The sequence below is a fragment of the Pinirhizobacter sp. genome (assembly GCF_036499745.1).
Classification (GTDB): domain Bacteria; phylum Pseudomonadota; class Gammaproteobacteria; order Xanthomonadales; family Rhodanobacteraceae; genus Pinirhizobacter.
Genome location: NZ_DASYDG010000010.1, coordinates 1 through 13007 on the forward strand (window position 1 = coordinate 1; position 13007 = coordinate 13007).

The following is a 13007-nucleotide window of genomic DNA, read 5'->3' on the forward strand; positions in this document are numbered from 1 at the left end:
CGCCACTTCCCGACGGTGCCCGTCGTCACAGCCTGAAGGGCCAGGATTCGTAGGACCCGTTGGAACGTTCATGAAGGACGGACCGCGCGTTGCGCCGCGGCTTCCACGGAGGTGCCGGCATCGAGCAAGCCAGAACCGCAACCTTGTCGGCACGGCTGAGGCAAGGGCTTGACGTTGTCGATAAGCAGCGCCTGTACTTCGTCAGGCTTTAGGGAAGGAGCGACAGCCAACACGAGAGCCGCCACTGCCGCCACGTGCGGCGCGGCCATCGACGTGCCGGCGTATGCGGCATAGGCCGGCCCGGCAGGCCGTGTCTGGCCAGCGTTGACTGTCGAATAGATGTCGCCTTGCCCGCCGCCGCCTGCGCCACCGGGGGCAGTGATGTTCACCATGCGGCCAAAATTGGAGAAAGAGGATTTGCCACCGGACGGATTGGACGCGGCCACGGTGATGGTGCCGGGGCAGTTGGCAGGTGTAACCATTGTTGCATCGCGGTTCTCGTTGCCGGCAGCTACCACGACGACGCTGCCAAGCGCCCGGGCCATGTTGATCGCACGGGAGTAGACCGAGCTACATGCGCCTGTGCCGCCGAGGCTGAGGTTGAGCACCTTCGCTGGATTCCGATTGTCGGGTACGCCCGGAACGCTTCCGCCAGCCGCCCAGATGATCCCGTCGGCAATATCCGAGCCGTAGCCGCCGCCCTTGCCGAGTACGCGCACCGGAACGACCTTGGCGCCGGGAGCGATACCCGCCACGCCAAGTGCATTGTCCGCCAAGGCCACAACGGTGCCCGCAACGTGCGTGCCATGCCAGCTTGATGGCCTGCCAAGACTGAAATCACCTTCATCGTAGGCATTGCCGTCGCGGCCGTTGCCATCGCCAGCCATCGAGGCATCGGAGATGAAATCGTATCCCGGAAGGATCTGGCCCTGGAGATCGGGATGATTCGTGATGCCCGTATCAATGATCGCTACCACCACGCCTTCACCACGGGAATGTGTCCATGCCTTTGCCACATCGATACCAGTGCGATCGGCACGGTAGCTCCACAGGTGCGGCCAGTACGGATCGTTGGTCGACATGGTGTGCATGATCAGATCCGGCTCGACCGATGCAACACCCGCTTCGTTGGCGAGGTCCTGCATGATCTGGTTTGCCGTCGTAAACGGAATGGCGCTGTCACCGGACGCGCGAAATACCAGATGACCGGTAGCCAGCGTTCGCACATAGGAAAGTTCCAACCCGGCGCGGATGCCGTTCAGGCGCGACGCAAGGCGTGCCACCAACGACGAGCCATCGCCGGCCGGTTCAACGACGATGCCGACGACTTCGGCATCAGCGGTGGCTAACGCGACCCGCGCGGTGGAATCGGCAAGCCGGTCGCCGGCGTGGGCAACGACGGAAAAGGCAAGAAACGACGCGGTAGCCGCGGCGAGCGGCTTGAGAAAGGATCGGACAGGCATGGGAACGCTCCATGTAGATGATGAACACACCGCACGGAATGGCGGCGCAATCAGGCTACGTCGTGGAGCGATCCGGTTGAGGCGGCGGCCCACCTCAGTTCCCGTGGGCACATCGTGCTTGCGTCGAAAGGAATTTCCCTCACGCGTTGCGAATGCGCCGTCGTCCGCAAGATGGTTTTTCCCCGCGGGAGAAGCCCGCCGGCATCATGCCGGCGGGCCGTCATCGATCAGGCTTCACGGCGTCCACGATGCCTTGATGCTTACGCCGGAGTACGCAGCGTAGCCGCGGATCTTGACGTAGTAGGTCCCCGCCTTCGGCGCTGCCACCGTGCATGTCTCGGCGTTGCCAGTCTTGTACGGGCGGCAATCGTAGGTCGTGGTAGTGGGCGCTGATCCAAAACGGGTGTACAGATCGGCATCACCCGTGCCGCCGGACATGGCGATGGTAAGGTTCCTGGCCCCGGCGGCGATAACCACCGTGTAGGTCGTTTCGCTTCCCTTCGCACCTGAAATGCCTGTCTTTGCCACGCCATTGGCCAGCGCCGAACCGCCACCCCCGCCGTTGCTGCCGCAGGTCACGCCCACGCCGGTGAAGGCGGTGGCAACGTTCGCTGAGGAGAAGCCGAGGTCGGTCGCGGCACTGGCCACGCCGCACGCTCCGTTGTTAAAGGTCTCGTTCGCACCCCAATAGAGCGCATCGGCGCGCGCGAATACCTTGAATGCCTTCTCGGTATCCCAGCCGCTGGTCTTGGCCAGCAGGCAGAAGGCCTTGTTGTAGACACCGCTGGAATAGTGGACGTCCAGCCCGGAGGTGTAATCGGCGGCGTTGTCGATGGAGCCACCGTCCTGTGGCGGATTGCACATGTAGCGCAGGGCGTCGCCGATGCCGGCGCTGGTCTTGACGATATCGGCGCCGACCAGGAAGTCGTTGCTTCCCCGGTCGAAGAATTCCGTCGCCTCGCCGGCGATATCCGAGTACGCCTCGTTCATGCCACCGGATTGCCCGGTATAGGCGAGGTTGGAGTGCTGCTCGGTGTAACCGTGGCTGATCTCATGGCCGGTAACGTCGATCGCCACCAGCGGGTAAAACGTGCTGGCGCCGTCCCCGAAGCTCATCTGGGTGCCGTCCCAGAAGGCGTTCTCGTAGCTGTTGCCGTAGTGCACCTTCATCAGCAGCACTTGGTTCAGTGGTGCGGCGCCGGTGTAGGCCACGTACATGTCGTGTACGACACCGCCGAAATGATGGGCATCGTTGATCGGTGAATATGCACCGTTGATGGCATCGCCCTGGCTGGTCGGGCAGGTGAAGCTCCACAGCGTGCCGCCGCTGGTCCTGTGATTGAGGTTGTACGTTTTTACGTTGGCATTCTGCGCCGTGCACGTGCTGCCCGATTGCGTCACTCGGAGCGCGGGGTAGTCCGTGCCGTAGGTGTACTGGCCCGTCTTGGTGTTGCCGCCGGGCCCGGTGGCATTCACCTCGGCATTGGTCAGCCCCTCCCATTGCGCGATCACTTCGCCGGTATTGGCATCGATGATGGCCGTGGGCCGCGACGGATGGTCGCCATTGAGAACGTAGGAGGTAAGGTAAACCAGGCGCGCGGGAGCGTTGTCCTGGGGATAGACATAGAGGTCGGCGCGTGTGTTCTCAGCCTTCGCCCCTGGGGCGGCGATCAAGGCGTTGCGTCGTTGCAGGACATCGAGGGCGGCCGCGGGGTCGAGCTTCGGCGTCACCGAGGCGAGCTCTGCGTTCAGACTTGTAGCGACCACCCCCGTCGCCAGCAGTGCATTGCCACGGCTGTCCTGTTCCACGGCGATGGTTTTTCCATACACAGGTACACCCATGTAGGTCTGCTGCATGCGCACGGTGCGCGTGCCATGCGCCGTAGGCAGCGAGGCTTTCTCGACCAGGCCTGATCGATTGTCCAGGCCAAGTCGTGCGGCCAGGCTTACCACGGGTGTTGCATTGAGGCTCTGGGCGACCATCTTCTGCTCGGTCGCAGCGTTCACCTGCGATGCGGCGGCGAGCGCCAGCGCAACGACGAGTGCGTTCAAACGATATGAACTTGCCATGTTTTCCTCCCAAGGTGGCGCGCGCACTCGCCCATTGCGACCGCGGCGGCCACATCACGACATGCCGCATTCAGCGGCTCCGGTGGTTTTTTTGACCTCCGAGAGGATCGACGACGCAGCCCGGCCCCTCTCCTTCCGGGCTAGCGCGGATTCTTCAAGTTGCGTCGCCGGCCTCCACCGGCGCCACGGAGTGTCGCGCAGGCTCCCCGCCCGTCGACAGGAATCAAACTATCAGGTTGACCACGGTGTACCGTGAGGCAGTTCTCATGTTCGCAAGCTCTTGCTGTCAGGCAACTATTTACGAAATCGTTTTCGCGATGAAGGCAAGCGATTGTATTGACGCTTGTTTGTACTTTTATCACGAGGCAATTCGGTCCGAAAGAAAAAGCGGACACGCGATGCGCGCGTGTCCGTCTGGAACCACTACCCGCAATGCACGCCGACTACATCGAACGCGTTGACGACATCGTCGACGGAATCTCCAAGGTCGTTGGCTGCAGCCACGACACCACAAGCGCCTGCATTGAACGTGCTGTTGGACGACCAATACAGTTTGTTGGCCCGTGCGAACACCTCGAAAGCGGAGAGAGCATTCCACCCCTCCGTTTTGGCCAGCGTGCAGAACGCTTTGTTGTAGACCCCGCTGGAATAGTGGTTGTTCATGGGTTTGAAATCGCGCTGATGATCAATGGATCGGCCATCGCGCCCGGGTTCACACATGTACCGCAGCGCTGGCTCGGTCTTGGTGATCTCGGCGCCAACGAGAAAATCGTTGGAACCATTCGCATAGAACTTCGCTGCCTCGCCCGCCATGTCCGAGAATGCCTCATTCATGCCGCCAGAGTGGTCGCTATTGTAGATAAGGCGTGAGTTGTCGGCGGTATAGCCATGACTGACTTCGTGGGCGATCACATCCAGCGCGGTAAGGGGATAGAAGACAGTGCCGCCGTCACCGAACTGCATCGTGCGGCTGGCGCCATTCCACGATGCGTTGTCGTAGCTCCGCGAGTAGTGAACCTGGGCAATGAGCGGCGTGGATATCGGCGGCTGGCCGGTGAGTTCGCGGTACATGGCGAACAGCACGGACCCGTAATGATGGGCATCGTTGAGGGGGCTATATCCATCGTTGATGCCATCGCCGATGTTCGTTGGGCAGACGAACGACCACGGCGTGCGGTTGCCGGTGTTGGTGGTCTGCTTCAGGTTAACGGTAATGATGCTTTCGTTCTGTAGTGTGCAGGTTCCGTTGTTGGCCGTGACCCGCAGCGAGGGCTTGTCCACGCCATAGGTCACGCCACCCGACTTGACGTTGCCGCCCGGACCGTTGGCGGCATCACTTGCATGCATCAGGTCGTCCCAGCGTTCAAGCACCGTGCCGTCACTGGCATCGACGATACCCGCCGGCACCGAGGGATGCTCGCCGCCGATGCCTACCGACACCCGCCACGCCAGCCGCGCGATGGTGTCCTTGCCGACGTGGTAGAGGAGCTCACTGGCGCCTTCGGTGACTTCCGCATCGCCCGTCAATGACATCCCTCCAAGAAGGATGCCGCGTGCGGCGGCGGCGTCGAGCTGCGGTTTCGGCTTCGACGAAGCAAGCGTGGCGACGCCACGGGTGAATGTCCCCGTGGCGCTGACGATGGTTTCATCGTCGTCCGTCATTTCGACCGTGGCGATGCTTCCGAGGACCGGTACACCATCCTTCAACTGCTGCAGCTTGACGGTGCGGGTGCCATGGACCGTGGCAGCGGAAGCCTCGACCCGCCAGTCGGTTCCGGGGTCCGCGCCGATGGCCCGTGACATACGGGGCAGAACACGGCCGTGTAACGATTCCCCATCAATGCGTTGGGACTGGGCGGCATGGGAAATGGATGCCGGCAAAGCGAGCGCAATGGCGCACGCACCAAGTGCGAGCCGGCCAAGGGAACCGCGCGGATGATTCGTATGCAAGTGAGGCTCTCCAGGTAATGGCGCCATGGGGCGCCTGCAGGCAACATTGCCCGCCTGGAAACTGTGGACTTCCCGTGGCCATCCATGCAGCCGTGCACGACCATTCGCTGCCGTAGGCAATGACGCCGCCCGACGTGCGCGCGTAGGAAATATCGAGCGAGCCTAAGCCCCGAAGGTTGTCAGAGCATGCCGGTTTCGAGCTTGGCCGCGTCGGACATCATGGAGTGGTTCCACGGCGGGTCGAAGACCAGGTCGACGTCGGCTTCGCTGACGGTGGGAATCAGCTCGAGTTTGGTTCGCACATCGTCGACAAGGATGTCGCCCATGCCGCAACCGGGCGCGGTCAGCGTCATCTTCACGTACACCTTGCGGTCCCCGGCTTCGGTGCGCTCAAGGGTGGCGTCATAGACCAAACCCAGTTCCACCACATTGATCGGAATTTCCGGATCGAAGCAGGTACGAAGCTGTTGCCACACGAGCTTTTCGACATCTTCATCACCCGCGTCGGCCGGAAGCTCGATGGCTGGCGGTGCGTCCTTGCCCAGGGCATCGGCATCATTACCTGCAATGCGGAACAGGTTGCCTTCGACGTACACGGTGAAACTGCCACCCAGGGCCTGGGTGATGTAACCGATCTGGCCAGCGGGCAAGGTCACCTGCTCGCCCTGGGGAACCATCACCGCCACGCAATCGCGTTCGAGGGTGAAAGGCTCGCTGCTAAGACTGAAACCGCTCATGGAATTCCCGAAAGCCACCCGATCAGCGACGGCAAAGTCGCCCATTATGACGCCACCCAATGGAAATCGGGCCGCGCGGCGCCGATCTCAACCCGGCCCGGTATCATGGCCGTTTGCCACCAAGCCCGAAGGATTCTTCCATGCCAACGCCTTCCCGCCGGATCCTTCCGGCGTGAGCCGCCTGTTCTACGGGGTGCTCTGCTGCGTGCTCTTTGCCCTTGCCGGTGGTGCCGCCCTGTCGGTGCTTGCCATGTTCGCCCTGCCCCTGGGCCGGCTGCTGGGCCTTCCCGGGGGCCTCATGGCCCACCCTCTGGCTTGGCTTGCCCTGCCCGCAGGGTGGTTCCTGGGCATCGGCTTGAGGCATTGGGTGCAGCTGGGTGCCATGCCACGCGCGGTGCTTGGCGCAGCGTCCCTGATGATCGCCGCCGTCTACGCCAACTGCCTGGTGACCTGGGGAAGGATCGCCAACGCCTTCGGCATCGGTTTCGTCCAGGCCATGCGCGATGCGGGCCTTGCCAATACCGTGGGCCTGGCACGGATCGGTTTGTCGACGGCCGACGGCGTACTTTACGCGCTGGCCCTGGCGCTGGCCGCCTGGGCCGCCGGCCGTGCCGGACGCGCGGTGGTCAGTCGTCCAGCGCCTTGATACCGGCCACCAGCTGGCCGGCCACGGCCTGGCCGTCGCCATAGAGCATGCGGGCGTTGTCAGCGTAGAACAGCGCGTTCTCGATGCCTGCGAAACCGGTGCCCTGCCCGCGCTTGACCACGATCACCTGTCGGCACTGCGCCACGTCCAGGATGGGCATGCCGTAGATCGGCGAAGTGGGATCTGTTTTCGCAAGGGGATTGACCACGTCGTTGGCACCGATTACCACGGCGACATCCGTCGTGGGCAGTTCGGGATTCACATCGTCCATGTCAACGATAAGGTCATAGGGCACGCCGGCCTCGGCCAGCAACACATTCATGTGCCCGGGCATGCGGCCGGCCACCGGATGGATGGCGAAGCGTACCTTCACCCCGCGGGCAATCAGCAGCTGGGAGAACTCCCATACCTTGTGCTGGGCCTGGGCCACGGCCATGCCGTAACCGGGCACGATCACCACGCGCTCGGCGTAGGCAAGCATCACCGCCGCGTCCGCGGCGTCGATGGGCTTCTGCGCACCTGCAAGCGCCGTAGCAGTGCCGGACACGGCGCCGAAGCTGCCGAACAACACGTTGCCGAGCGAACGGTTCATTGCCCGCGCCATCAGCTGGGTCAAGAGCGTACCCGCCGCGCCCACCACGGTGCCGGCGATCACCATGGCCTCGTTCCCCAGCACGTAGCCCTCGAAGGCCACCGCCAAGCCGGTAAGCGCGTTGTAAAGCGAGATCACCACCGGCATGTCGGCGCCGCCGATCGGGAGTGTCATCATCACGCCCAGGAAAAGGGCCAGGGCGAAGAACGCGCACACCAGCGGCATCGTCGGGCCGGTGGCGGTCATGAACCCCCCCAGCGCCAACGCCGCCAGCAACACCAGCGCGTTGACCGTGCGCTGCCCCGGGAAAACGTAGCGGCGGTCGATCCATCCCTGCAGCTTGCCGAAGGCGATGAGCGAGCCTGAAAAGCTCACCGCGCCGATCAAGCCACCGAGCAGGGCCAGGACCAATTGCGGCATCGATGGCGGCGTGTAGTTGGCCGCGGCAAACGTGCCCCCGCCCATCAGTTCCACCACGTGACCGCTCACCGCGAGCAGCTCCGCGGCGCCGATCGCCGCGGCAGCACCGCCGCCCATCCCGTTGTACAGGGCCACCATCTGCGGCATGGCGGTCATGGCCACGCGGCGTCCGGACCACCACGCGCCCAGCGTGCCCAGGACCACGGCCGCCACCATCAGCCAGCGGTTGCCGAGGTCCGGCAGGCAGAAAGTGGCCAGCACCGCCAGCACCATGCCTACGCCGGCCCAGCCGATGCCACCGCGCGCGGTGCGCGGGGAACTCATGCGTTTCAAGCCGAGGATGAAAAGAAGTGCAGCGAGGAAGTAGCAGGCCCTGATGGCGATCCCGAGCCAGGCCATCAGTGCTTACCCCGGCCGGCCGGGGTGCTGGACTTGAACATCTCGAGCATGCGCGCCGTGGCCACGTAGCCGCCGGCGGCGTTGCCGGCGCCCAGCAGCACGCCGATGAAGCCGATGGCCGTTTCCAGCGGCGTGGTGGCATGCCCCAGGGCGATCATGGCGCCTACCAGAACGATGCCGTGGATGAAGTTGGAGCCGGACATCAAGGGGGTGTGGAGGATCACCGGGACCCTGCCGATGATTTCATACCCGGTAAAAGCCGCCAGCATGAATACGTAAAGCGCCACGAAACCGTCCATCGATCCCCCATCCGCAGTGGCCAAGTCCCGTCCATCATACGGATTTCCCTGTCAACGCTTACACTGGCTGCTGCGTTATTTCCCCGGTAGATGCCATGGAGTACAAACATGCGCCGCCGCGGGAGCCCACTGCGAAGGACGACAAAGCCTTGAATACCGCCGGTGCCGTCGTCGACACTGCGTTCGAGGAGCATGTCGCAGCGGCTCCTGCCACCCTGGAGGCCTTCCTGGCCCAGGTAGAGCGGCGTGCGTGGCGGATGGCGGAGCTGAACCTGGGTAACCGTGAGGACGCCATGGACGCGGTACAGGACACCATGCTGCGACTGGTCCGGCACTACCGCGACAAGCCCGCCGCAGAATGGTCGCCGCTGTTCTGGGGCATCCTGCGCCGGCGCATCGTCGACCTGCAGCGCCGCAGGAAAGTGCGCTCGGTGGTGGTCGGCTGGCTGGGCGGCGGCAAGGACGACAATGGCGATGACCTACCCGCCTGGGAACCGGCAGACACTGGACCTGGCCCGGCGGCAAGGCTGGAAGACAGCCAGGCCTACGCGCAGATGAGCCAGGCCGTGCGCAAGCTGCCACGCCGCCAGCGCGAAGCCTTCATGCTGCGCGTGCTCGAAGGCCTGGACGTTGCCGAAACGGCGGCCGCCATGGATTGCTCGCAAGGAAGCGTCAAGACACACCTGTCGCGCGCGATGCAAAGCCTGCGCGACCAACTCGAGGAATGGCGATGAACGATCGCTCCGAACACATTGCACGTCGTGCCCGCGACCTTTACCGACGCGCCAGCCACGACATCGACCCGGCGGTTGCCGGGCGGTTGCGCGCCGCGCGCCGCGAAGCCATGGCTGGCCCGTCGACCTCCACGGCCGGCCGGCTGCTGCTGCCTGCCGGCGCCTTCGCGGTGCTGGCGCTGGCCGCGCTGTTGATCTGGCCGCAAGCGCCGCGTCCAGCCAGCACCATGGCACCTGCCATGGCCACGATCGCCCTGGGTGATGCAGACAGCGACCTGCCGCCGGATGCCGATAGCGCGGACCCGGCGATGGTCGAGCACCTGCAGTTCTATGCCTGGCTCGCCGACGACACTGGCAAGGCGTCGCAGCGTTGATGCGTCGCACTGTCCCTTGCCTGCGCGGCGGCGTGGCTGCCCTCCTGCTGGCCGTACCGACCCTGGCCGTGCACGCCCAGCCGCCCCCGCCTGGTCCACCACCCAGAGCCTCCATGGCCAGGCCCGATGCCAACATGCCGGCACGCCCATGGTTGAGCCTCAGCCCGGCCCAGCGCAGCCTGCTGGCGCCTTTCCAGGATAAATGGGACACCCTGCCTCCCGGCCGGCAGCAACGCCTTCTCGAGCGAGCCGACCAGTGGACGCAGCTGCCGCCCGACCGCCAGGCGGCGATCCGCGAACGCGTGGCGCGCTGGCAGGCAATGACACCGGAGCAAAGGGCAGCGGCGCGACAGAACATGAACCGCTTCAAGGAGCTCACGCCAGAGCAGCGGCAACGCCTGCATGCGGCTTTCGATCGCTTCCGCAGCCTTCCGCCCGACCAGCAGGCGGCACTGATCGCACGCTGGCGGGCGCAATCACCCGAGCAGATGCGCAACGGCCTGGAGAATGTCGGACCCGACGCCGCCGTGCCGCCGCCGCGTGACATGGGTCCGCCACCGGGTGACGGCCGGCCACCGCATGGTCCCGGTGACAGGCACGGGCCCCCGCCCCCGCCGTCCGGCGACGAGCCGTTCTAGCCATGAAACCCGGGTGGCCCGGGCAGGCGTTCGGCGGGCAAAGCCATCACGCTACTGACGTGGCCTGCCCCGCGACCAGGGTTGCGGTCACCAGTTCGTCGTCTGGGCTTTCCATGAGCTGGCCATCCTTGAGCAGCAACACGCCGAAGTTGAGGTAGTTGCGCGCGAGCATTTCCGAAGCATGTAGGGGTGCGCCGGCGGCAAGATCCGTCGGCCCGATCACCGTCACACCGCCCACCCGGACCTCACGCCCAGCTTCAGTAGCCTCGCAGTTGCCGCCGCTCTCGGCAGCCAGATCCACCACCACGGCCCCCGTCTTCATCCCCGACAGCATCTGCCGGGTGATGATCTTCGGCGCCGGCCGCCCGGGTACGGCGGCCGTGGTCACCACGACGTCCACTTGGCGCAAGTGGTCGGACAGGGCCTGCTGTTGCGAGGCGCGTTCTTCGGCCGACAATTCACGAGCGTAACCGCCTGTGCCGCTGGCGGTGACACCCAGGTCAAGGAATTTCGCACCGAGTGATTCCACCTGCTCGCGCGTTTCCGGACGAACGTCGTACCCCTCGGTTTGTGCCCCCAGGCGCCGCGCCGTGGCGATCGCCTGCAACCCTGCCACACCCGCGCCGATCACCAGCACGCGGCTGGGACGGATGGTGCCGGCGGCGGTGGTGAGCATGGGAAAGAATTTCGGCGCCGACGTGGCGGCGATCAGCATCGCCCGATAGCCCGCCACTGCGGCCTGCGAGCTCAGGATATCCATGGCCTGCGCCCGTGTGGTTCGCGGCAGCAATTCCAGCGAATGCGCGCGAACGCCCCGGACGCCGAGCGCCTCAAGCCACGCGGGCCGGTTGTGTGGCCGCAGCGCACCCACCAGCACCGAGCCCGGTCTCAGGGCCTCAAGGCACGCCGGTGACGGCGGTTGTACACACAGGAGGATATCGGCGCGCGCCGAGACCTCCGGCGCATGGGCGAACGTCGCGTCCGGATAGGCGTCGTCGGGGAATCCAGCGGCTTCTCCGGCCCCTGCCTCCAGTAACACCAGGGCACCCGCCGCCTGCCATTTTCGCGCCGTTTCCGGGGTGATCGCCACCCGGCGTTCGCCCGCGGCGGTTTCGCGAAGGGCGGCAACGGTAAAGGCCATGGATCACACTCCCGTGAAGAGGCACCACGCGCATCGTACAGGAGGTTGCTAAAATCGACGGATGAACCACGAACCCTTATGCGCCCTGCGGGACCGCCGCTCCGTCCCCGCCAGCCAGCTTGGCGCGCCGGGTCCCGATGCCCAGGCGTTGCGCCAGCTCCTTGAAGTGTCGGTGCGCGTGCCTGACCACGGCAAGCTGGTCCCCTTCCGCATGATCCTGCTGGAAGGCGAAGCCAAAATCGCCTTTGGCAAGCGTCTTTCAACGCTACTGGAAAGCCGTCGTCCCGACCTCTCCGACGCCAAGCGCGAAAAGGAACGCCGCCGCTACGAACATGCTCCACTGGTGGTGGCGGTGGTCAGCCGCGTCGATCCCGGCAGCAGCGTGCCCGCCATAGAACAACAGCATGCCGCCGGCAACGTGGCCTATAACCTGCTGCTGGGCGCCCAGGCGCTCAATTTCGGTGCACAGTGGCTCACCGGCTGGGCTGCCTATGACGAAGAAGTGGCAACACTGCTTGGCCTTGCTCCCAACGAGGGCATCGTCGGTTTCGTGCACATCGGCACACCCCTCATGCAGGCGCCCGAACGCGAGCGCCCCGCCGTGGACGAGGTGGTGTCGACGTGGACGCCGTGAGCCGCCCCATCGCCCATCTGGTGGATGGCAGCCTCTACGTTTTCCGCGCGTGGCATTCGATGCCCGATGAATTCCACGACGTCGACGGCGAGCCTACCAACGCCGTGCACGGCTTTACCCGCTTTCTGTGCGAGTTGCTCGAGCGCACGCGCGCCGAACACGTGGCGGTGGCCTTCGACGCCTCCCTCACCACCTCGTTCCGCAATGCCATCTACCCGGCGTACAAGGCGAACCGGGAATTGCCGCCACCGGCCCTGGTCCGGCAATTCCAGTGGTGCCGGCGCGTGGCGGAGTCGCTGGGGCTGGTGGTGATGAACGACCACGAATATGAAGCGGACGACCTCATCGGCAGCGCGCATTTCTCGCTGCGCGCGCATGGTTTCCGCAGCGTCATCGTTTCGGCCGACAAAGACTTCGGCCAGCTCCTGGGCGAGCACGACGAGCAATGGGATTTCGCCAAGAACATCCGCTGGGGCGCCGCGGGCGTGTTCGACAAGATCGGCGTGCATCCGCACCAGGTGGCCGATTACCTGGCCCTGTGCGGCGATGCGGTAGACAACATCCCCGGCGTGCCTGGCATCGGCGCGAAGACGGCAGCCGCCCTGCTGGCCCACTTCGGCGACCTGGACAGCCTGCTCGACCGCGTCGAGGAAGTGCCCTTCCTGCGCATGCGCGGGGCGGCGGCCTGTGCCGTGCGGCTGAAGGAACACGCAGAACTTGCCCGGTTGTACCGGCGACTTACTCGCATCGCGCTCGATGTCGCGGTCGCCAGCCATGCCGAGGCCCTGCGTCGCCAGGCCGGCGATCTCGCCGGCATCGAGGCCCTGTGCCAACAGCTGCGTTTCGGTCCGCTCACACGCGCACGCTTGCGTGATCTCGCCGTCACGTGATGCATCCATCATGGGCGTAG

Annotated in this window: 13 protein-coding genes; 6 read left to right on the forward strand and 7 right to left on the reverse strand. The window is 65.0% G+C overall.

Features of this window, described 5'->3' with window-relative positions; genetic code table 11:
- Positions 1–68: 68 nt before the first annotated feature.
- From VGM61_RS02865 to sufT, 4 genes are all read right to left on the reverse strand, one after another.
- A complete protein-coding gene (locus VGM61_RS02865) occupies positions 69–1463 on the reverse strand; it encodes a S8 family serine peptidase (protein ID WP_331521205.1) in 1395 nt (464 codons plus the stop codon).
- Positions 1464–1697: 234 nt separating this feature from the next.
- Complete coding sequence (locus VGM61_RS02870) at positions 1698–3533, reverse strand: M4 family metallopeptidase (RefSeq protein WP_331521206.1); 1836 nt, start codon at positions 3531–3533, stop codon at positions 1698–1700.
- A 423-nt stretch (positions 3534–3956) separates the two neighbouring features.
- Positions 3957–5336 (reverse strand): M4 family metallopeptidase, encoded by a 1380-nt coding sequence (locus VGM61_RS02875; RefSeq protein ID WP_331521207.1) that lies wholly within the window; start codon positions 5334–5336, stop codon positions 3957–3959.
- A gap of 326 nt (positions 5337–5662) precedes the next feature.
- Positions 5663–6220, reverse strand: a complete 558-nt coding sequence (sufT, locus tag VGM61_RS02880; RefSeq protein ID WP_331521208.1) for a putative Fe-S cluster assembly protein SufT — start codon at positions 6218–6220, stop codon at positions 5663–5665.
- Positions 6221–6392: 172 nt separating this feature from the next.
- Here sufT and VGM61_RS02885 point away from each other — a divergent pair, with 172 nt between their 5' ends.
- The gene (locus VGM61_RS02885; RefSeq protein WP_331521209.1) at positions 6393–6866 is read left to right on the forward strand and encodes a hypothetical protein; all 474 of its coding nucleotides are present in this window, start codon (positions 6393–6395) and stop codon (positions 6864–6866) included.
- Here the strand turns inward: VGM61_RS02885 and VGM61_RS02890 are convergent.
- Both VGM61_RS02890 and VGM61_RS02895 read right to left on the reverse strand, forming a co-directional pair.
- Complete coding sequence (locus VGM61_RS02890; RefSeq protein ID WP_331521210.1) at positions 6847–8277, reverse strand: NAD(P)(+) transhydrogenase (Re/Si-specific) subunit beta; 1431 nt, start codon at positions 8275–8277, stop codon at positions 6847–6849. The genes VGM61_RS02885 and VGM61_RS02890 overlap by 20 nt on opposite strands.
- Positions 8277–8576 (reverse strand): NAD(P) transhydrogenase subunit alpha, encoded by a 300-nt coding sequence (locus VGM61_RS02895; protein ID WP_331521211.1) that lies wholly within the window; start codon positions 8574–8576, stop codon positions 8277–8279. The genes VGM61_RS02890 and VGM61_RS02895 overlap by 1 nt, the downstream gene beginning before the upstream one ends.
- A 95-nt stretch (positions 8577–8671) precedes the next feature.
- Here VGM61_RS02895 and VGM61_RS02900 point away from each other — a divergent pair, with 95 nt between their 5' ends.
- Genes VGM61_RS02900 through VGM61_RS02910 form a run of 3 tightly spaced genes read left to right on the forward strand, consistent with a single transcriptional unit; the run spans position 8672 to position 10322 of the window.
- Entirely contained in the window at positions 8672–9310 is a 639-nt protein-coding gene (locus VGM61_RS02900) for an RNA polymerase sigma factor (RefSeq protein WP_331521212.1), read from the forward strand.
- Positions 9307–9684, forward strand: a complete 378-nt coding sequence (locus tag VGM61_RS02905; RefSeq protein ID WP_331521213.1) for a hypothetical protein — start codon at positions 9307–9309, stop codon at positions 9682–9684. Before VGM61_RS02900 ends, VGM61_RS02905 begins: the two co-directional genes overlap by 4 nt.
- Positions 9684–10322, forward strand: coding sequence for a DUF3106 domain-containing protein (locus tag VGM61_RS02910; RefSeq protein ID WP_331521214.1), 639 nt, complete (start codon positions 9684–9686; stop codon positions 10320–10322). Before VGM61_RS02905 ends, VGM61_RS02910 begins: the two co-directional genes overlap by 1 nt.
- Before the next feature lie 46 nt (positions 10323–10368).
- Here VGM61_RS02910 and VGM61_RS02915 read toward each other — a convergent pair whose 3' ends face one another.
- Positions 10369–11463: an NAD(P) transhydrogenase subunit alpha gene (locus VGM61_RS02915; protein WP_331521215.1), complete on the reverse strand. Its 1095-nt coding sequence runs from the start codon at positions 11461–11463 to the stop codon at positions 10369–10371.
- Positions 11464–11524: 61 nt separating this feature from the next.
- Between VGM61_RS02915 and VGM61_RS02920 the strand changes: the two genes are divergently transcribed.
- Together VGM61_RS02920 and VGM61_RS02925 are read left to right on the forward strand one after the other, a co-directional pair.
- Positions 11525–12097, forward strand: a complete 573-nt coding sequence (locus VGM61_RS02920) for a nitroreductase (RefSeq protein ID WP_331521216.1) — start codon at positions 11525–11527, stop codon at positions 12095–12097.
- A complete protein-coding gene (locus tag VGM61_RS02925) occupies positions 12085–12987 on the forward strand; it encodes a 5'-3' exonuclease (protein ID WP_331521217.1) in 903 nt (300 codons plus the stop codon). Before VGM61_RS02920 ends, VGM61_RS02925 begins: the two co-directional genes overlap by 13 nt.
- Positions 12988–13007 lie beyond the last annotated feature (20 nt).